Here is a 19,939-nt window from a genome sequence, read left to right as displayed (position 1 = left end):
CTTATGAAAATAATCCGAAGAATACTATTTTTTATCTTTTTGAGCCTGTTATCATCTTCTGTATGGGCTGTATCAGGATTTTTGAGATTAAATGTTAATGGGAGTGTGGAGGCCTCTCCTTGCTCTATTAACAATGGTCAAACTATAGATGTTGATTTTAATGATGTTTACATAGATAAAATCAAGGATGAGTATTATAAACGAAAAATTGATTATAATATAAATTGTAAATCTAGCGGTAATCCCGAGTTCTTGATGTCAATTCTTGGTGAAAGAGAAGGATATTATTTAAAAACTAATAACGATAATTTACTTATTGCTTTTAAAAACGGCAATAAAAGTTTTAATATGGGGAGTGGGATCATTGTTAATTATAAAAAACAGCCAGAAATTTATGCTATTTTAACTAAAAAGAAAGGCGCTAATTTACGGAATGGGAAATTTTATGTATATGCCACTATGCAATTAATTTATCTTTAATAAGGAAAAGAAAAAATGTATTTTTATAAATTTATTGTTATGTTTTTTCTATTTTCATTCTCCTTTTTAGTAAATTCTCATCAGAAGACTACCACAAAAATTTATATACATGGTAATTTACTTACGGCTCCACCCTGTAAAGTAAACAATGGTAATGTCGTTGACGTTGGTTTTGGTCTAATTTCAGCTAAAAGTATTAAAGGATATGAGCAGAAAAGGGAACTGAATTATAAAATTACTTGTGAAAGTAATTCAAATAATTTAAAGACATATTTATGGATAAATGGTGATAAAAGTAATTTTGATATCAATGGGTTAAAAACCAATATAGACGATTTAGCGATTAAATTTATGATGGGAAAGAATATTATAGAGTTAAATAAAAAGTATATTGTGAATATTAATCAGCCAGAGCAGATATGGGCTGTATTAGTTAAAAAAGAAAATAGCGTATTAAAAACGGGTGATTTCTCTTCTTATGGTACTTTATTTGTGGAGTATCAATAATGAGAAAATTACATATCTTTTACTATATAATTAGTTTTTTTTTACTACTATCTTCATTCTTTAGTTTTTCTGATAACTTAAAGATCCACGGTTCATTAATTAATACTCCTTGTAAAGTCTTATCAGGGGATGCTCAACTTGAAGTTGATTTTGGTGAAATTCAACTGAGTGATATATATAATAATCCCCAAATTGAGAGAAAAAGTTTTAAAATTAATTTATCTGAATGCGATCCTTCCATCGCCCAACAAGTGAAAGTTAAATTTGATGGGAAACCCCATGCTAAATTATTAGGGTTATTGGCATTAGATGATAGTGCTAATAATCCAGAGCTTGGTATTGAGATTACCACTAAAGAAGGTAATTCCATTACATTAGGTGAGTTTAGTAAGCTATATAATATTACTCATACTGGTGATATTGAGCTGAATTTTGGTGCTAATTTAAAATCTACCTCAAAAGGTATTACAGATAAAACTATTAATCCAGGGGCTTTTACGGCTAAGGCCACATTTTCTTTAAAATATGAGTAAATTTATTATGAAATTATTACATAGGTTCTTAATGTTATGGATGATTTCGCTTTCGTTATTAATATTTAATACTAAAGCAAGTTATTTTTCTTATATTACGAATGTCAGTCCCCCAGAAACAACTTATTCTTTTATAATGGAATATTGGAATGCCAGTAGTTCCAATCCAAATCCATGCCATATGAGGTTTGGCATTGATTCGAGATGTTATATACATATCAATCATTTACATCAAGGAGCAACGATGGGGGGAGCTCCAGATCGAGCAGCTTGGCGTTGTCGGAAAGATGTTTCATCGCTTCCTAATGAAAAAGCACTTGTGGATTATTTAAAGAATGAGTGTGGATTAATTCTTCCTATGGCTAATGCCAGTAGGCATGCTGGCGCTATTATTACTGATGAGTGTGTTGGATTCTTTTTAACACAAGGACCTGAGGACGGTTATGGTCAAATAGTCCCGAATGGAGTCTGTGGTGTTGCTCCGCCACCAGAAGGTAGATGTGCATTTAATGCGAGTAACTTGACATTATCCCACGGCAAATTAGACCCATCTCATATTGATAATCAGAGTGTTAGTGATATATTTACTGTTACTTGTAACCAAAATATGTACATTAAAATATCAAGTTCATTAATAGAGGATTATTTAAAACTAACGCCAAATGGAAGTATTCGTTCCTATTTAACGCTAAATAATACGCCTATTAAAAAAGGACTCATCGTTTATGCGGAAAAAAATGCGTACATTGATATTAATGTCGAATCTACATTAAAAACAGTAGGCACGCCTTCATTAGGTAACTTCAGTGGTTCAACGACACTGGTATTATCTATACCTTAATAATAAAAAAGTCGATATGACCTGTTAATGATAGTATATTTGTTGACTTACCCGCACCTATGTGCGGGTTTTTTTATTTATACTGATTAACTTATTGGTTCAATAATTAATTCACTACTCTTGAGATCAAGGGTTAATTCTTGTGCTTCTTTTATTTTTAATAATCCATCACCTAAATGAACTAACATAGGTAGCCCCATCTGCGTGGCGATAATGGCACTGTGAGAACAACTATCCCCTTCAGCTAAGGTAATGGCTAATAATTGAGTCGCATCAAACTGAATTAATGTCGAGGGGAATAACTCTTTAGCCACTAAAATAGAGGGTTGTGATGGGGTAAATTTAGGAGGCGTTTTCTGTTGTAAATGGTAAAGAACTTGATTGCGCAGATCACGAAGATCTAACTCCCGTGCTCTCAAATAAGGATCACTGAGAGTACGGTAGAGTTGGATACGTTCTTTCATTTCATTCGTCCAACTCTGCTGAGCGCTAACGTTATCTGTTTTAATACGATCGATAACATTGGTGAGTAATTCTTCATCATCCAGCATCATGATATGGCCGTTAAAAATAGCGCCTATTTGTTCACCTAATGTGTGATTGGCTTTTTCAGCATAGTGCTTCAAATCATTGAGTGTATCTTTTATCGCTTGATTAAATTGCTCAATTTGTATTGTGCTATCGAGTGGTGCAGATAAATTTTCAATAGGGGCTAATTCTAGCTCATGCCAAATAAAAGCCGGTCCCTTGATGGGGGAAGCGGGTACGAGAGTACCGGTTAAACTTTGCTCTGTGAGTTCATTCGGTAATGCTTCGCCAAAACCTTGTTTAGCCAGTGCTAAAAAGGCATCAATAGCCTCATTTTCTTGTTCCCCTGAAGCAATTAAGGTTATTTCATCACCTTGACGAATTTGAATAAGAGAAAGTTGATTTAAACTAAGGGGATTAATGCGTCTATCTCCCTTAATTAATTGATAGTCAGCACGAAATTTTGACAGTAGCTCAACCAGTGTCGCTGCAGGTCTAACGTGTAAACCATGAGGGTTTTTTACCACCCAATGAGCTTCTTTGCCGTGCATTTGGATAGAAGGCGTGACATCATTTGGCTCTGAGCCATCGATGTTTTCACCCAATTGTATCTTTTTAGGGGTTAGTGCATGGTTGGCTTCTTCGAGAACCTTTTCTAAGCTAGCTCCGGATGACGCTGCGACAACAGCGGCTAATGTTCCTTCTACCAGCGGAGCTGAGCATAGTGTCACTTTTTGCGCTAATTCTGTATCAAGCAGTTCAATTGCTGTTTCTGTACTGAGTATGGCACTACCTAAATCCATCATAACAATAATGGCATCAGCATCGGAGAACGATTCAATCGCCGTCATAATTTTAACAGCGTCAGTACCAATAGGGTGCGCTTCATCATCAACACCTGCGGCAATGGCTAGTCGGCAATGCGTTGGGTTAAGCATTTGATTCGCCAAGGCCTCAATACCCTCAGCAAGATGTTTACTATGAGAAACAATCACGATATTAATCATGGCAGACCTCTCTTGATTATATTGTGAATGATTATGCGTGGATAGCATTAGACAGCGCTTGGAGGATCAATACCACAGAGGCACTGCCGGGATCTTTATGTCCTATACTGCGCTCACCAAGATAACTGGCACGGCCTTTTTTCGCTTGCATAGGAATAGTTTCCTCCGCCGCTTTTTCTGCAACTTTCAGTGCATTATCGATAGCATCTTCAATAGGTAAACTTTGGTCATTCGCATGCTTTAAACTATCAACCACAGGCCACCAAACATCACACATAGTTTTATCCTTTGGTTGTGCTTTACCACGACTGACAATGCCATCAACACCTTCTTTAGTCATTTCATAAAGTTGATTTACATCGAGACTTTGTAATGATGCAGTGGGCTTAGCGGCACGAATAAAGAAGGTGCCAAAAAGAGGACCGCTGGCACCACCAATATTAGACAGTAATGTCATACCGGTATTTTTAAGGATAAAACCAATATCTTTATCGGCAAATTCAGGTAATTTCTCCGCTACCTTTTTGAAGCCTCTATTCATATTTAAGCCGTGGTCAGCATCGCCAATTTCACGGTCGAGATCGGTGAGATAGTCACTGTTTTGTTCAAAAAGTTGGGCGCATTGTTGTAGCCAAAGAATAATTTGATGATGAGTTAATACCATTTTCTGATCCTTAGTTATCGTTATAGGAAAACTTATTTTGTCATCGCAGGTGTAGCAACGGGTGCATCCCACAAAGTAAGTAGCGCGTCATCTACTTTTAATAAGGTAATTGAGATCCCCGACATATCGAGCGATGTACAATAAGAGCCAATTAACGAACGTTCGATGTTAAGGCCAAAGTTTTCACAGCACAGGGCAAGGCGATGATAAACACCATATAATTCAGAAAGGGGAGTAGCGCCAAGATTATTGACTAGGGCTATAACACGATCACCTGATTTTAGTGGCTGTTTTTCTTGTGTCTCTTCAATCCAATCACCATTGACTCGATCCCAACTGCGAATGGTGCGCTGATAGTGACCATTTTCAATTAGGGTATTAAACATTGCATCAACGGTATCATTTAATGAAGTAAATGGGCGACGGTCTATTCCTGGCTCTCCGTGGATCCCAACGCCAAATTCCATTTCATTTTCAGGGAGAGTAAAAGAGGGTTTTCCTGCAGCAGGTACGGTGCAAGCCTGTAGTGCAATACCAATAGAAAAACCATTATTATTAATTTGATGACCTAGCTTAACCAAATCATCGAGTGTATCGCCACGCTCAGCTGCAGCACCTAGCAATTTTTCCATTAATACGGTATTCGCTACACCACGACGACCGGCGGTATACAGACTATCTTTAACCGCAACATCATCATCAACTAATACCGTAGCAATTTTTACACCTTCATCATGTAGTAGCTCTGTCGCAGTTTCAAAATTGAGTACGTCACCGGTGTAGTTTTTAACGATCATTAATACACCTTCACCGCTATCAATTGCTTTTGCGCAATCGTACATTTTATCTGGGGTTGGAGAGGTAAAGATCTCACCAGGGCATGCCCCATCAAGCATGCCTTTTCCAACAAAACCGGCATGCATTGGTTCATGTCCACTGCCACCTCCAGATAAAAGGGCTACTTTACCTTTTACGGGGGCATCATGACGGGTGACATAAAAAGAAGAGGGATGGAGATTGATTTCAGGGTGGGCTTTAGCAAAACCTTGCAGTTGTTCTGATAAAACATCATCAACACGATTAATAAGCTTTTTCATCTATATACTCCATTTAAAACTTGTATTGAAATTTTATGTAACAGAATGCTGTTACATAAGATTTCGACAAATTCTGATTAAAGGAATGACTCATTTTATGGCTTTTTTAATCAAAACCGCGTTCTGTGGTTGTTGAATTGCTATGTTGCTTTAATAAGCGATATAAGAATGTTTCTGTTGGATTAAATTAAATCTACATCATTTATGGTTATATAAGAACCAGTTAACTTATTTACCTGCCAGAATGGGAGCAGGATCATAAAATTAAGGCAAAATAGAGTAAGTAAAAAAGCGTTATATCTCTTGTAACAAGGTTAAGGCTTTTTCTCGTTGCTGTGGCGAGAGATTTTTTATCATTGCTAATAAAAGGGCATCTTGTTTTTTGGCGCTGGGACTTAGAGTATGACTAAAGGTAAGATTTAGCACAAAGGTATGCCCACAAAGCGGATCACGGCAGGCACAATAAAGATCTGTTAACTCTTTATGCTTGCGATTACTTTTCTTTATCATCGCTTTTTCACCACATTCAGGACAGTAAATTGTTAAAACACGCATGGTATTTTCTCTTTATTATCAACCTATCACCACCTTCTATATTAGCCTAAGTTTGTACAATCACCAGTAATATTATTGTTTTTTTGTATTTTAATTTGTTGTTAACTGATTTTTATCATGAAAAACAACTTTATTTGTTTATTTGACTAAAAATAATTCGGTTAACCTCGGTTAAACACTATTAACCGACAATAACCGAACAAAGTTACTAGTATAAAATACAAAATTTATAGATAATGATTTCACGTTAAACCTACATGTGGAGATACAACGTATTGAATTTAAATATTATTTAATTTGTTGTAATGACTAATATGTGGAGAAAAATAGGTAATGGATAACCTATTACAAATTAACAAGGAAGTGGGCAAGGATAGTACAAAAGGACGTTGTATTTATCCTTGAGCAAAAGGATCTTGCATATTCCATACAGATTATCTGATTGATACTAGGAGGTGAGGGTTCTTTTTACGGCTAAATACTGTAAGCGAATGCGAGGTATATTCATGGATGAATATGATCACACACTAGTATCATTGGTAGTTGTTGGCGCTTTTATTGCATTAGGGAAGATGCTAGTTGCTAATGAAGTTATCACATTACGACTATTTATTGGCAGGATCATCCTAGGATCAGCGGTTTCTGTTGTGGCAGGTGCTCTGTTGATTTTATGGCCGGGTATTCATCCTATTGCGGTTATGGGGATCGGCTCTGCCCTGGGGATCGCCGGTTATCAACTTGTCGAAATTTGGCTAAGGAAAAAAGGAAATGAGCTATTTTCACGGAAGAAAAACTAAGTGATCAATGATTAATTATCAATAATCAATAAGTTGAGCGTTATATTTGTATTTTATGATATTTGTGTGGTTTCGCATCATAGGGAATTAAGTGATATCCAATAGCGCTATTGATTGGTATGGATTGCAAGTAGCGTAAATTGGGTTGCTCAAGATGAGTATCGAGACTGCGTGACGTGGAGACAAGGAACGTTTATCACGATAAATGAAGATCAAGTCTGCAAGGAAGACAGTCTTGATCTTCAACCTGTTTAATGACAAGCATGTTATGAGGGAAATTTTTTTAATATTGGTGATTTCTGTTTAAAATAACTGGCTACAAGTAACCCACTGTAAAGCATTGCACCAATAAACCACAATAAGCCATCCCAATATTCAACGCTGTAACTATAAATAAAAGAGAAGAGTAACGGGCCGACAATCCCAGTTATATTCGTTAGACTGACTAACGTTCCTTGTAACTGTCCTTGAACATGATGATCAACAGATTTTGATAAATATCCTTGTAAAGCAGGTTGTCCCATTCCTCCCGCAGCTAAACAGATTAAAGCGGGGAGCATAACCCAAACATGGCTTATCCAGGCTAATAATAAGCAACCAAATGCATCAATAGACATGCTAATGATAACCGTGTTGCGTTCTCCCCATTTTTGCGCCAGTTTTCCTGCGAGAACCGCTTGAAAAAAAATATGTAATACACCAAGAAATGCAAGAGATAAACCTACTTCAGTAGTGTGCCAAGCGAAACGCACTTGTGTGAATAGCACCCAAATGGTGGCCGGAATTTGCCCTATTAGTTGAATAATAAAATAGGCAATAAGCCAAAAACAGAGACTCTTTTTAATAAAACCAGTGGCAGAGTGAGGCGCTGTATCCTGATTTAATACGGATATTTCAGTCGATATTTTTGTGGTTTGAGTTTCTTGGAAACAAAGTAATGAAAATATAAATAATAACGAATGAGAAATAGCCGCAAAGATAAATGGCGTATGGGCGCTGATCTCACCCAGTAATCCCCCTAACATGGGGCCAATAATTAAACCCACACCAAATGCACCACCCAAAAAACCGAAATAACGTGTTCTTTCATGAGGATGAGTAACATCAGTCATTGCTGATGCGCATACTGCACCAGTGGCTCCTGTTATACCCGCAATAATGCGTCCAATGTAGAGCATCCATAATGAGGTAGAGCAAGCCATTAATAGGTAATCTAATGCCGCACCCAATAGCGAAAATAATAAAATAGGTTTTCTGCCATATTTATCTGATAATTTTCCTAAAATAGGTGCGAAGATCACCTGCATCGTCGCATAGAGTGCTAATAATATACCGTAATGATTGGCGAGTCTGTTTTCGCTCACAAACTCGTTTAATAGTGTTGGTAGTACTGGCATGATAAGGCCAATACCAATGGCATCTAATACTGTGACAAGCAGTATGATAATAATTGATTTATTCATAAGTATCCTAAAAATCTATCACTGATAGAGAGGTGAAAAATATCTCTATCAGTGATAGATTGTCAAGAATATTTTATTATGAGGACGCAAATGGCAAAATTAGATAAAGAACAGGTTATTGATAACGCATTGATTTTATTAAATGAAGTCGGTATGGAAGGGTTAACAACACGTAAGTTGGCGCAAAAATTAGGGGTAGAGCAACCGACACTTTATTGGCATGTAAAGAATAAACGTGCGTTATTAGATGCTTTAGCTGAGACTATTTTACAAAAGCATCATCATCATGTTTTGCCATTAGCGAATGAAAGTTGGCAGGATTTTTTGCGTAATAACGCAAAAAGTTTTCGTCAGGCGCTATTAATGTATCGTGATGGTGGAAAGATCCATGCAGGCACACGACCATCAGCCAATCAATTTGAGACATCAGAGCAACAATTGCAATTTTTGTGCGATGCTGGCTTTACGTTAACGCAAGCTGTTTATGCATTAAGTTCCATCGCGCATTTTACACTTGGTTCAGTGCTTGAAACCCAAGAACATCAAGAGAGCCAAAAAGAGCGAGAAAAAGTGCCAAAAACAGAGATAAACTACCCACCATTATTAACACAAGCTATTGATATTATGGATAGTGATAATGGTGAAGCTGCATTCCTTTTTGTGCTCGATGTGATGATTTCAGGGCTAGAAACAGTGCTAAATAATCATCATTAAATAGGCTGACGCCCTTTAGGGGCGATGAGTTGCCCTTGTCTATCTGCGATATTGATTTGCACAATACAGCCAGCATTAAAATGTAAATAATCCTCTTCAATGCCGTCTGAGAAAATAACACCATTTTCGGGCATTAAAGATCCTAATTGCAATGGAGAGTCCGGCTCAATCGTGCCAAAAGTTAAAGCGGTGCCTGTTGTTCTACTAGGAAATGGCTCTCTTACACTAAATTGTAATTTTTTATCACTCCAGCTAAACCCTTGTAAAAGAGGGTGTGATGCTTTTCCGGTGATGGCCATGGCTCCAGCAAGAATAGATTGAAACCACCCAGTAGAGCCAAGTCCCGTTGATACAATAATGCCTGATGAGGATTGCACTTCTTGAGAGCCTCCCCATTGTAAGATATAACGTGCAGAAGTGTGGCTTTTAGGGCCAATAAATAAGTCATTAACCGCTAACAGTGATTGACCATCATTGGTTTTTGCTTGTGCAAAAGTGACCGAATTAAAAGGCATTTTGTGATTTATTGTATTAATTATAATCTCTTTCAATTGCCCTATTTCAAAGGGCAAGAGCTTACCATCCCATCTTGAAGGATCTGGATTGATAGCAATAACGGGTTGTTGATTAAGATATTTCAGAGTATTAGCGACGAGGCCATCTTGACCTATTACCACTACAATATCATGAGAGGAAAATTGATAACTAGGCAATAATCCTCTTTCCAAGAGCTGAAAACGTCCAAATGATTTTAAAATAAGCTCAGCTTCTGTGAGTTGTTTTTGATAGAGATTATGTTCATTAAGATAATCTGTTACCTCAACATGGTTATGTTCTAAATAGAATTTGGCTTGTGACCAAGTGTTAAAACGCTCAATTAATTCTTGTAGGCGACTTTTTCGCATCACTAATATGAAACGAAAATCGGTATTATTTTTCATAGGTTATCCTCTTTTTTTCATAAATTGGCTAAATAAATCAGGAGTGATATTTAATTCACCAATTTTTCCTGAATTAAGCGCTAAAGTTTCAAATGCCATTGCCATTAATTGTTGTGAGTCCATTTTTGCTAGAGCCATTGCTTTGAGATTTTCAACGGGCAACTCACGGTAAGCTCGCATAGTTGCTTCAATAGCATAAGCATCAGCATCAGATTGTATGCGTTGATTTTCCGCACTTAACGCGACTAATTCTTTACGTTTTGCTTCGGCATTGACTTTGGCTTCAAGACGCTCTTTTTCTATTTCGGCTTGTTCACGTAATAGGGTACGTTCATTTTCTAAACGAGCTTCTTCAATTTCTTGTCGTTTACGCTGTATAGATAGGTCTGTTTCTAATTCAGCTTCTTTAATGGTGCGCTCTTGCTCTACTGAGAATTTACGACGTGCATAAATTGCATCATCAGCCTCTTTGAGTAAGGATTCCCGCGCCTCAGCTTCTAATGCTTTAAGTGTTTCGGGAGAGGGTGAGATGGCCGCGATAGAAACATCTAAAATAGTAATACCTAAGGCCTCTAAGGAAGGGTGTTCAGTAAGTTGTTTCATCACTAAAGTAACCAAGGATTGGCTAAGTTGTAGTGCTTCTCGTAAAGGGGTGCTTTGGATCTTGGCTTGGATCAGGGTTTGAGCAATACGCACCACGCGATCGTTGAGCTTTAGGGGATCTTCGCTGGCGTAAGATTTGCCATTCTTACTTAAATTAAAGTTGAGGACTTCAGCAGCTTTTTCAGGTGATGTGACTTGGAATGAAATTTGTCCTTGAATACGTAGTGCCTGAAAATCAGCAGTTTGGAAGTTAAAGATAAAAGGGGCTTCTTGTGCATTTAACGGCAGTGCTGCAATAGATGTTGTCGCCGAATTATACCAAAAACTTAAGCCTTTACCTTGTTGGCGCACTTTCCCGTTGACCGATTTAATAATAAATGTTGATGAGTCTGCTTTGAAATAATTTAAGTTAAACATAGTCTTCTCCAATTAGTGTCTTTATGACATTAACTATATATTGTCTTATGGACACTATTGGTGTCAAGTTATTTAGTGTCTTTATGACAAAATTTGATTTTCATGTGTTTAACATTAAAATAAACTCATTATCTTTTTATAAAGTGCAGCTCATGAACGAACAAAATTTTTTAGCAAATTACAATCGCCGTGATTTTCTATCGCCGCTTATTACTGTTGATTCAGTACTATTCACTTACCATGAAGGGCAGTTAAAAGTGCTCTTGGTGGAAAGAGCTAATCATCCTGAAAAAGGAAAATGGGGATTACCTGGTGGCTTTGTTGATGAAACACAAGACAACTGCCTAGAAGATACTGTGCTCAGAAAATTAAAAGAGAAAACAGGGGTGATCCCGCCGTACATTGAACAACTCTGCTCAGTGGGAAATAATCAGCGCGATGTAAGAGGTTGGTCTGTTACTGTATGTTACACGGCGTTAATTGCTCACCAAGCATGTAAAGCGCATATTGATAGTGTGGATCATGTGATGTGGTTACCTATTGATGAAGTAGCACAGAAAAATTTGGCATTTGATCATAATGAACTGATTGCGCAAGCGAGAGAGCGATTAAAGCAAAAATCGCTTTATTCTATTGTGCCGGGATTTGCGTTACCTGAAGTGTTTACTTTGCCTGAATTGCAGCATGTGCATGAGATATTGATAGGTAAAGAGATCCAGAAAAAATCTTTTAGACGACGGATTGAACAAGCCGACTTATTAATTGATACCGGAGAAAAACGTGCTGAGAAGGGACGTCCTGCTAGTCTCTATCGACTTAAGAAGTCGTCTGCGGATTATCGTTTTATTCGTAATCTTGAATTTTAATATGTAGAGTATTTTTTTTAAATCGCTATACTCTTTTTAAGTTAGCAAATTATCATTAGAATTATTAATGTCTTAAAAATTACTCTGATAACAATTATGAAAATAAAATTTATTCTTTTGGGGGTATTTGGCGGTATTCTTTTATTAAGTGGGTTTGTTGCTCATGCAATAAAAACGATACCTTTGGATATGCAAAAAGAAGCTACTGTAGTTTCTGTCGAAAAACCGAAAATAGTATCACGACAATTTCCTTATTATCCTACAGGCGCTAAAACCGCTAATATTGAAGGCGATGTAGAGGTTAGGTTTGATGTGGATAAAAATGGTAACGTACAAAATATTAGGATATCAGATGATCCTATTGCAGCGATATTTGCTCCCTCTGTTTCACTGGCGATGAAGCATTGGCGATACGAATCAGGTAAACCGGCTAAAGATTTAAAAGTGGTTATACAATTCAGATTAGAAAATGTGAAACATAACGGATTTAATCAATCACATTAAATGAATAAAATAAATAACGTATAAACATTATTTTACCATTAGGGGGAATGACAATTATCCGTACAGGATTATTGAAAAATATCAATGAAATAACTCGATATTAAATACCAAGTTATTTCATATAATTACCCTATTTATTTTTTATCTTGGAGAGCAACTTGAATTAAATGTTCTACATAATTATCAACAAGAAACTCAACTGTCTGACTTCGGGTTGTACTTCTTAAAAAAGAAAGTTTATCTATTTTCCGTAGTGCTGACATTTTTAAAGATAGTGATACTGATTTTTTCTTATCTTTATCTAAATAAACACGACTCGTTGTGCCACTATGTTGTAGTTCTTCATTCGAAGATAATGCCTCTCGCATACGACGTAATGTTTTATTATCAAGCTGACCTCGTTCAGTCATTTGATACGATCTGGATGATTTACTGTACTTAATTTCAGCACTATAAGACTCTCTTATTTCTTTTAAAACACGGGTGAGCGTTGGCTCCGAGCATTCAAGAGCAGAAATAATCTTAATCGTGGGGACTTTTTTCCCCGTACTTAAAAGTATAGCCAGCTTAAAAACTCTGATTTGGCGAGAGCTCAATTGCATGTTTGGTTACCACGTATCTGTCAATTGTGTGTTAAGAAATTAGACCCAGCTTTTATTGTGTCTGTATTATTTTTCTATAAGTATATCTGAAATAATGTCAAATATTAAAGATTTTATAAAATAACAACCGAAATAAAAATATTGTTAAATAATATGTTAAAGTTTTATAAATAGAAGTTCTAGTTAAAGATATTATTCTTCAACTAGAGACTAAGTTTAAAATATTAATAAATAAAAAAATGCTTATAGTAAATATAAAAACGAATATTTAAACTTATGGTGTATTAAATCTTTGAACACTATTTTTTGAATTGGGAATAATGCCATACAGTTTTGCTCTAGTTAAAATACTCAATGCCCAACGGCGATGTGTTGCCGGTTCACACATGGCACCATGAGATTTAAATACGGCTTGTGTTGAATTTAAGATGCGCAACGCATCGGAATGATCAGACTGAGATACCATTAATGCCTGTTCTATTTTGTCTATCTGCTTGGGATGAATAGCGGTTTTGCCCACTAAACCATTGGCAATATCGAGGGCTAATTCTCTATCCATAATTTGTTGATCATCAATATGCTCACAAACAGGAGCGGTAAGCGCAAACTGACGAGCACCAAATACAGCAACCAACATTTTTATCACGTATCCCATAGGTCCATCATAGAGTGTTAAATGGCGATTACGTCTAAGAGAAATAACATTCATTAAATCATTTCCACCGATACGTAAGGCAATAATTCTCTTATGGCAAGGGTGAGCTAGTAGCAAGTCTGCCAGTGAGGTCATTTGAAGAACGTCGAATACTTCTTCTGTTTCCAATGTTGGCATCATACATAAATGGGTGGGTTTGATGATACGCCACCAAAGGGGTAATGAAGCTTGGGTAAATTTAGGTAATACTAAGCCGTCAATCACGGTTAAATCTACATGCTCAACCAGCCATTGCGCCATTTCTGTATGGCGGGGGCGTATAAATAGCAACGGCCATTCAGTACAATCATGATGCTTTTTATAGTCTGATAATGTGGTTAATAATGTTGCTAGATTTTGTAATGCTTGTGGAATATCAGTATCACTGACGGCATCTTCTAAACAAATAATTAATGAACGTAATCCGTCAATTTTTTGATCAATAATTGTTGCGGCGATATCGGTTCGTGTTGCGGGCATATACAGCGTTGCCCCTAAATTCCAAGGGGATAATCGTTCAATCATTATTGCACCTTTTTAATGATAGTAACGGCACGATATTGTCCTAATGCTTTACCTGCCTCGGTTACAGTAATATTTTTTTGTTTAGCAAGATAAATCAGTAATGCAACATCGGGATCTGCAATTTCTTTTACCAGAATATGCTCAGGTACACGGCGTAAAACGGCGCGAGTTGCTTCAGCAATACCGGGTTTTATACGATTGATATTTGAAATGTCATATTTGTTGGCAAGTAAACTAACGACATTTTCGCTCAGTTTTTTTAAGTCTGACGGTTGGTGCTTAAATGTGGCGAGTGGAATATCGTTATCTATTAAGGTATCAACTATTTTTCCCACAGTATCAACAAGATAGCGACTACATTCATATTGTTTTAAATGTTGGCAATCGACAAAACCATGGAAGCCTTGCTCTGTCCAAATTGAACGTGAAATTAATCCTGAAACGGGCGCTCCCATAATCCCAAAAGGGATTAGCCAATCTTCATCATTGGCACTTAACCAAGCGCAACCACAAGGATCAGCAAGGACGACAAGATGGGGTTGTGCAGGAAAACCTTCACGTCCCGCCAATGAACGAATTAACTCATTTGTGATAGCGCCTTTTCCTGTCCACCCATCAACAAATACAATACCTTCTGTCCCGTGGCGTTGCTCAATCCATGAAAGCGCTTCGTTATCAATACCCCTATCACGAATAATGCTAATACCATAGTGATAAGACGTTTTTCCCATTTTGCGCAAGGTCTGTTGTAACATCACGCCAAGTGGAACACCCGCGCGCACAAGACTTGTCAGAATAATAGGGGTGTCACCAAAATGCGCAATAAGTGATTTTGCTAGCATAATTACTTGTGTTGCTAAACGTGTTGCGCCAGTAGCCAGTGCTTTTTCAAACAGTTCAAGATGCCAAGTTGTGGGTTCTGGCTCTTGGCTTAACATATCAGAATAGTGACGTTTACCAGACTGTATAAGTTCTTCTTTTAACTCAACAGGTGTCATTTCAATCTTGACGGGTTGCAGTAAAAAATCAACATCACCCAGTAGATAAGAGCCTGAAAAAGGCTGATGATCCATCATGTTTATTCTCCAAAAATTTTTGTGTTGATCGCATTCGCGAATTGGCTTTGGCGGGGGATAGCATACCAATTGCATAATTTCATAAAGCGATGATCACTTAGGCTATCGCCGAAACCAATTACAGGAAAAACGCCACGTTCTGCTTTTAATTTATTAAGCAAATAAGTAACGGCTTTACCTTTTTCAATTGGCTCAGGTAACCAAGCAATATTGTTACTGTTACGATGAATATAAAAACCTTTGGTTGAGAATATTTTTTCTATCTCATCACCGATAGCATATAGCTCATCTAATCGAGCGCTATCGTTATGCTTCATCACTAAATAAATGGGTAAATCATCATATTCATAGTTAATTCTCGCCCAACCATCAATATTACGTTCAGCCATTAATTGGGTAATAGATTGCTGTAACCTAAGTAAAGGTTGCTTATAAGGTGTTAAGCTTTGTGTGATATGGTGTTGCCATTGTTCATCTGCGACTTTTTCTGGGGTTAAGATAACAGCACCGTGTGTGGTAATAGCCCATGAATGAAAAGGAATAGTGACACGGCTCATTTCTTCCGTTCCACGTGCTGTGACTGGAATTAAGTCAGCATGTTCTAGCATCCAATCAACCAGCATAGCTTGCTCTTGAGTCATAAAGCTACGTGGCGTTAAACTTCTATCCAACGCACCAGTTTTATAGGGGGCAAGCGCTAACTCATCTACCATTTTGCGACGAGTTTGAAATAAGGTATCGTCAAGATCGGCTAAAATAACGGGGTTAGTCATAGCTAATTACTTCAACAATAGGGGCAACTTTATAGAGAGCCTCAATAAGTTGACTATCAATACTTTCGGCAGGGGTTTCACAACAAAGTAGAATGCGATCAAATTGCTGATGAGCCACGTTATAGACAAAGTTAGGAATGCCTAATCCGTAATTATCAGTAAAAGTTATCGCTGATTGGATTGCAAAATTAGTGGCAATAGGTGAGCGAGTCGTCGAGCTATATTTTACAATAGCCCCTTGTTTTTCTAAGCGTTCTGCTAATAAAAAGGGTTCCCAAACAAATTCACCAGAGCCTAAAACCAATATTTTTTCACCCTCAGAAACATGAATAAATAGGCCAAGATCATTAGCAGGGGTTGTCATGCCTAAGCGTCCCCAGCTTTGTTTTCCTGTGATAGTAACCTGTCCTGAGGCAGTAATATTGACATTTGGCATAACAGGTAATGGAGCATCGGGATTGGCTTGCCATTGCCATTTTCCCTGCACTAAAGAGAAGGTTGTTATGGGTAATGGTGAACGCTTTTGCAGAGCATCACCACTCCAATCGGTTAATGTGACAGCAATAATCTGCTTAATTTGTGTTAACTTACCTTCTTCACGTAATGCAGACAGCAAGTTAAGAAAGGTATTACCTGTGGTTGCTTCATCATCAATTAACACAATGGTTTTCGCTTGCTGGATCCATTGGCGTTGTTCTAGGTTATGAGGCAAATAAAGTAGGTGATCAGTTGCATGGCTGTGATTTTCTTTAAATTTACAGAATAATTCACCATCAGCAATAGGATGGCGCGTTGAAGTAAGATAGAGGGCTTGAGGATAGCGATCTCTTACTTCATCAAAAATCCCCGCACCTAAACCGACCGCAGTTTCTGCCATACCAATAAAAAGAATAGGGCCTTCGAGTGATTGAGGAAATTGTTTGGCCATTTGTTGATAAGTTTCACGCATTTTCTTAGGTGAAACAGGAATATGGCGCCCTAATACTTTACTAACAAACAAAAAAGCGCGCTTAGGGTTGCGTCTTTCCGCAATATCAAAAAGTTCATCAAGATGTTCTAATGAGCAATTTGGCGTTACGCTTAATGTGCCACAAGTGAGTTGGCGACGATAAACAGAAGAGCCAATCAAACTATTCATTATTCTTTATTATCCGTACTAATTAGTTTTTTAAGTGCATTTATCTGGGTATAAGCTAAGCCGTGTTGAACATAACGTCACATACTGTGAATGTTTAAGCTAAAACTTGTTTCCTCATCATGAAGTTTCTATTTAATCATGTCAATCATAATGTGATCTATTTTACTTTAATTTTAAATAATTAGGTTAATGCGGTATTTTTTGTTTTTAACTTAAGTTTTAATTGTGTTTATCTATAAAAATTTCTTTTATTTCAATATGTTTACAATCTCTTGAAGTAAGTTGATAAAAATAGACTTGCCGAACTACTTCATCATGATATGATGATTTATAATTTGTATTTATATGCAAGTGATATTGTTGTTTCATCCTACCTTTGAAGGGAGTTAATTATGGTTTCATTACGCAAGGATCAGACAGTCTCTCTCAGTAAACAAGCCCCTGCACTGAGTCACTTAATGTTTGGTTTAGGCTGGGATCCTATTAAGAAAAAGGGATTTCTCGGTGGACTCTTTGGTGGTAATAATTCGATAGATTTAGATGCAAGTTGTGTATTACTCGATGTAAATGGTAAACAAATCGATACTATTTGGTTTCGTAAACTAAAATCAACTTGTCAGTCCGTTATTCACTCAGGAGATAACTTAACAGGAGAGGGGGATGGCGATGATGAAACTATTTTTGTTGATTTAAATCGTCTTCCTTCATTGGTTGAATATTTGGTTTTCACTGTCAATAGTTTTCGTGGACAGACCTTCAATGAAGTTGAAAATGCGTTTTGCCGAGTTGTCGATAAAACAACCAATAAAGAGCTTGCTCATTACAAATTAACGGAACAAGGCGCTCATACTGGGATCGTGATTGCCGCTTTACAACGTAATCACGGACAATGGGATTTCACGGCTTTTGGCTCACCTTGTAAAGGGCTTGTCATTGACGAGATGATGCCAGATATTTTGGCGACGGTGGTGCGATAAATGACCCTAACACCTGGCGGAAATATATCCGTACCTGATCAAACGTTAATGGTGCGTATTCACTCAGGCTCATCTGTTGATGTATCTGCATTTAGGCTTTATGCCTCAGGAAAAGTGAACGGTGATGCTGATATGGTGTTTTATGGTCAAACCACTAATGATGACCGTACTATTATTTATGCAACAGCAGGTAATAACACGTCGTTTACGGTTGACTTAACTCGCTTACGTCCTGATGTCGAGAGAATTGCTTTTACAGCTACTTGTGAAGGGCAACAAACCATTGCTCATCTACAACATTTGTCTATTCAAGTTGATGCTAACAATAATGTCGTTGCGAACGGCCATGTTGATATCAATGGACGCACTGAAGCAGCATTAATTTTAGGTGAGCTATACCGTCGCAATGGAAGCTGGAAATTTCGGTTTATTGCACAAGGATTTAACGGTGGATTAAAACCACTGGCGGAATATTTTGGTGTTGATATTGCTGATCCTGAACCAGCACCAGCACCAGCACCAGCACCAGCACCGAGCTCAGTGAAGTTAAGCAAGGTTTCGCTAACTAAAGAGAAACCGGCAATTAGCTTAACTAAAAAGGATGATTTTGGCAAAATCCGCATTAACCTCGATTGGCATCGAGAAAGTAAAAGCGGTGGCTCTGGGTTATTAGGTGGATTATTTGGTGGTAACAAAGGTATTGATTTAGATATTGGCGCCTTTGTTGAACTACAAGATGGTTATAAGTCAGTGATCCAAGCCTTAGGAAATGGATTCGGTGATTTTAATCGCATGCCTTATGTTGAGTTACAAGGTGATGATCGCACTGGTGATGTAGCGGGTGGCGAGTGGATTTTTATCAATGGACGTGAATGGAAAAATATCAAGCAAGTGCTTATTTTTACTTTTATTTATGAAGGGGTTCCTAACTGGAGTAAAACAGATGGTGTGGTCACTATTCATGTTCCCGAGCAACCCCCTATCGAAACACGTTTAACGGATGGTAATAATGGTCGAGCTATGTGTGCCATTGCACGACTTATTAATGAAAACGGATCAATCAAAGTTGAACGTCTCAATGAATTTTTTAAAGGCCATCGCGATATGGATAATGCCTACGGATGGGGATTTCGCTGGACTGCTGGATCTAAGTGAATACACGAGATAAGGAGAACAAAAATGAGTTTTTTCAATAAATTAAAAGAAGGTTTTAATTCCGGGCGAGCGGAGTTAACTAAGCAAGTCAGTCGTTTTAAAAACAAAAAATTTATGCAAGGTACGGTCGCAGTTTGTGCTCGTATCGCTATTGCTAGCGATGGTGTGAGTTCTGAAGAAAAGCAGAAGATGCTAGGTTTTTTAAAAGCATCAGAAGAGCTTAAAGTCTTTGATACCTCCGAGGTGATCGAATTCTTTAATAAGCTAATTAGCAGTTTTGAATTTGATACTGAAGTCGGTAAAGGTGAAACGATGAAGTATATTCTGGCAATGAAAGATCAGCCAGAAGCTGCACAATTAGCGATCCGTGTCGGTATTGCTGTTGCGAAAAGTGATGGTGATTTTGACAATGACGAAAAAGAGGCGGTGCGTGCTATTGCCGTTGCATTAGGCTTTGAGCCCGCAGAGTTTGATTTGTAATT

At 37.4% G+C, this 19,939-nt stretch carries 23 protein-coding genes; 11 read left to right on the top strand and 12 right to left on the bottom strand.

All coding sequences use genetic code 11. From position 1 onward, the window contains the following. Nucleotides 1-3 precede the first annotated feature (3 nt). The 4 genes from GWI58_RS04200 to GWI58_RS04185 are packed head-to-tail and all read left to right on the top strand — an operon-like array spanning nucleotide 4 to nucleotide 2,361. Nucleotides 4-480, top strand: coding sequence for a fimbrial protein (locus tag GWI58_RS04200; protein ID WP_161768921.1), 477 nt, complete (start codon nucleotides 4-6; stop codon nucleotides 478-480). Nucleotides 481-495: 15 nt separating this feature from the next. Next, nucleotides 496-987, top strand: a complete 492-nt coding sequence (locus GWI58_RS04195; protein ID WP_161768920.1) for a fimbrial protein — start codon at nucleotides 496-498, stop codon at nucleotides 985-987. After that, a complete protein-coding gene (locus tag GWI58_RS04190; protein WP_094959293.1) occupies nucleotides 987-1,520 on the top strand; it encodes a fimbrial protein in 534 nt (177 codons plus the stop codon). The genes GWI58_RS04195 and GWI58_RS04190 overlap by 1 nt, the downstream gene beginning before the upstream one ends. Continuing rightward, on the top strand, nucleotides 1,513-2,361 hold the full coding sequence (locus GWI58_RS04185; protein WP_423807104.1) for an MrpH family fimbial adhesin: 849 nt from the start codon (nucleotides 1,513-1,515) through the stop codon (nucleotides 2,359-2,361). The genes GWI58_RS04190 and GWI58_RS04185 overlap by 8 nt, the downstream gene beginning before the upstream one ends. 86 nt (nucleotides 2,362-2,447) lie before the next feature. On the opposite strand, the gene dhaM is transcribed toward GWI58_RS04185, so the two are convergent. The 4 genes from dhaM to GWI58_RS04165 form a co-directional block, all read right to left on the bottom strand. After that, a complete protein-coding gene (gene dhaM / locus GWI58_RS04180) occupies nucleotides 2,448-3,896 on the bottom strand; it encodes a dihydroxyacetone kinase phosphoryl donor subunit DhaM (protein ID WP_161768919.1) in 1,449 nt (482 codons plus the stop codon). Nucleotides 3,897-3,927: 31 nt separating this feature from the next. Further along, entirely contained in the window at nucleotides 3,928-4,560 is a 633-nt protein-coding gene (dhaL, locus tag GWI58_RS04175; RefSeq protein ID WP_161768918.1) for a dihydroxyacetone kinase subunit DhaL, read from the bottom strand. 32 nt (nucleotides 4,561-4,592) lie between these two features. Further along, nucleotides 4,593-5,657 (bottom strand): dihydroxyacetone kinase subunit DhaK, encoded by a 1,065-nt coding sequence (dhaK, locus tag GWI58_RS04170; RefSeq protein WP_004245625.1) that lies wholly within the window; start codon nucleotides 5,655-5,657, stop codon nucleotides 4,593-4,595. A 294-nt stretch (nucleotides 5,658-5,951) separates the two neighbouring features. Next, the gene (locus tag GWI58_RS04165; protein WP_004245624.1) at nucleotides 5,952-6,212 is read right to left on the bottom strand and encodes an ogr/Delta-like zinc finger family protein; all 261 of its coding nucleotides are present in this window, start codon (nucleotides 6,210-6,212) and stop codon (nucleotides 5,952-5,954) included. A 506-nt stretch (nucleotides 6,213-6,718) separates the two neighbouring features. Here GWI58_RS04165 and GWI58_RS04160 point away from each other — a divergent pair. Beyond that, on the top strand, nucleotides 6,719-7,009 hold the full coding sequence (locus GWI58_RS04160) for a phage holin family protein (protein WP_004249433.1): 291 nt from the start codon (nucleotides 6,719-6,721) through the stop codon (nucleotides 7,007-7,009). Nucleotides 7,010-7,275: 266 nt separating this feature from the next. Here GWI58_RS04160 and tet(J) read toward each other — a convergent pair whose 3' ends face one another. Continuing rightward, nucleotides 7,276-8,472 carry a tetracycline efflux MFS transporter Tet(J) gene (gene tet(J), locus GWI58_RS04155; RefSeq protein WP_071425332.1) on the bottom strand — a complete coding sequence of 399 codons (1,197 nt, stop codon included), beginning with the start codon at nucleotides 8,470-8,472 and terminating at the stop codon, nucleotides 7,276-7,278. Between the two features lie 90 nt (nucleotides 8,473-8,562). Between tet(J) and tetR(J) the strand changes: the two genes are divergently transcribed. Beyond that, nucleotides 8,563-9,186 carry a tetracycline resistance transcriptional repressor TetR(J) gene (gene tetR(J) / locus GWI58_RS04150; RefSeq protein WP_004249435.1) on the top strand — a complete coding sequence of 208 codons (624 nt, stop codon included), beginning with the start codon at nucleotides 8,563-8,565 and terminating at the stop codon, nucleotides 9,184-9,186. Here tetR(J) and GWI58_RS04145 read toward each other — a convergent pair. Together GWI58_RS04145 and GWI58_RS04140 are read right to left on the bottom strand one after the other, a co-directional pair. Next, nucleotides 9,183-10,127 carry a sugar kinase gene (locus GWI58_RS04145; RefSeq protein WP_094959289.1) on the bottom strand — a complete coding sequence of 315 codons (945 nt, stop codon included), beginning with the start codon at nucleotides 10,125-10,127 and terminating at the stop codon, nucleotides 9,183-9,185. The genes tetR(J) and GWI58_RS04145 overlap by 4 nt on opposite strands. Nucleotides 10,128-10,130: 3 nt before the next feature. Continuing rightward, nucleotides 10,131-11,147 (bottom strand): SPFH domain-containing protein, encoded by a 1,017-nt coding sequence (locus GWI58_RS04140; protein ID WP_004245618.1) that lies wholly within the window; start codon nucleotides 11,145-11,147, stop codon nucleotides 10,131-10,133. A 152-nt stretch (nucleotides 11,148-11,299) separates the two neighbouring features. On the opposite strand from GWI58_RS04140, the gene GWI58_RS04135 reads away from it, so the two are divergent. Together GWI58_RS04135 and GWI58_RS04130 are read left to right on the top strand one after the other, a co-directional pair. Next, nucleotides 11,300-12,013, top strand: coding sequence for an NUDIX hydrolase (locus GWI58_RS04135; protein ID WP_012368340.1), 714 nt, complete (start codon nucleotides 11,300-11,302; stop codon nucleotides 12,011-12,013). Nucleotides 12,014-12,109: 96 nt separating this feature from the next. Continuing rightward, complete coding sequence (locus GWI58_RS04130) at nucleotides 12,110-12,517, top strand: TonB family protein (RefSeq protein WP_004249439.1); 408 nt, start codon at nucleotides 12,110-12,112, stop codon at nucleotides 12,515-12,517. A gap of 134 nt (nucleotides 12,518-12,651) precedes the next feature. Here the strand turns inward: GWI58_RS04130 and GWI58_RS04125 are convergent, their stop codons facing one another. The 5 genes from GWI58_RS04125 to GWI58_RS04105 form a co-directional block, all read right to left on the bottom strand. Further along, the gene (locus GWI58_RS04125) at nucleotides 12,652-13,119 is read right to left on the bottom strand and encodes a hypothetical protein (RefSeq protein ID WP_004245615.1); all 468 of its coding nucleotides are present in this window, start codon (nucleotides 13,117-13,119) and stop codon (nucleotides 12,652-12,654) included. A 274-nt stretch (nucleotides 13,120-13,393) separates the two neighbouring features. Next, a complete protein-coding gene (locus tag GWI58_RS04120; RefSeq protein WP_004245614.1) occupies nucleotides 13,394-14,338 on the bottom strand; it encodes an HpcH/HpaI aldolase/citrate lyase family protein in 945 nt (314 codons plus the stop codon). Then, nucleotides 14,338-15,414 carry a cysteine protease StiP family protein gene (locus tag GWI58_RS04115; RefSeq protein ID WP_161768917.1) on the bottom strand — a complete coding sequence of 359 codons (1,077 nt, stop codon included), beginning with the start codon at nucleotides 15,412-15,414 and terminating at the stop codon, nucleotides 14,338-14,340. Before GWI58_RS04115 ends, GWI58_RS04120 begins: the two co-directional genes overlap by 1 nt. A gap of 2 nt (nucleotides 15,415-15,416) precedes the next feature. Continuing rightward, nucleotides 15,417-16,187 carry a hypothetical protein gene (locus GWI58_RS04110; protein WP_074561617.1) on the bottom strand — a complete coding sequence of 257 codons (771 nt, stop codon included), beginning with the start codon at nucleotides 16,185-16,187 and terminating at the stop codon, nucleotides 15,417-15,419. Next, nucleotides 16,180-17,325 carry a phosphoribosyltransferase domain-containing protein gene (locus tag GWI58_RS04105; RefSeq protein ID WP_094959286.1) on the bottom strand — a complete coding sequence of 382 codons (1,146 nt, stop codon included), beginning with the start codon at nucleotides 17,323-17,325 and terminating at the stop codon, nucleotides 16,180-16,182. The genes GWI58_RS04110 and GWI58_RS04105 overlap by 8 nt, the downstream gene beginning before the upstream one ends. Nucleotides 17,326-17,717: 392 nt before the next feature. On the opposite strand from GWI58_RS04105, the gene GWI58_RS04100 reads away from it, so the two are divergent. The 3 genes from GWI58_RS04100 to GWI58_RS04090 are packed head-to-tail and all read left to right on the top strand — an operon-like array spanning nucleotide 17,718 to nucleotide 19,937. After that, nucleotides 17,718-18,302, top strand: a complete 585-nt coding sequence (locus tag GWI58_RS04100; protein ID WP_004245609.1) for a TerD family protein — start codon at nucleotides 17,718-17,720, stop codon at nucleotides 18,300-18,302. Further along, nucleotides 18,303-19,457, top strand: a complete 1,155-nt coding sequence (locus tag GWI58_RS04095) for a TerD family protein (protein WP_161768916.1) — start codon at nucleotides 18,303-18,305, stop codon at nucleotides 19,455-19,457. Between the two features lie 24 nt (nucleotides 19,458-19,481). Continuing rightward, entirely contained in the window at nucleotides 19,482-19,937 is a 456-nt protein-coding gene (locus tag GWI58_RS04090) for a tellurite resistance TerB family protein (protein WP_004245607.1), read from the top strand. The last annotated feature ends 2 nt before the right edge of the window (nucleotides 19,938-19,939 follow it).

This window comes from Proteus sp. G2674 (assembly GCF_009915195.1).
GTDB lineage: Bacteria > Pseudomonadota > Gammaproteobacteria > Enterobacterales > Enterobacteriaceae > Proteus > Proteus mirabilis.
Note: the sequence above shows the minus strand (reverse complement) of the source record. Positions and strands in the feature narration are given on the sequence as shown.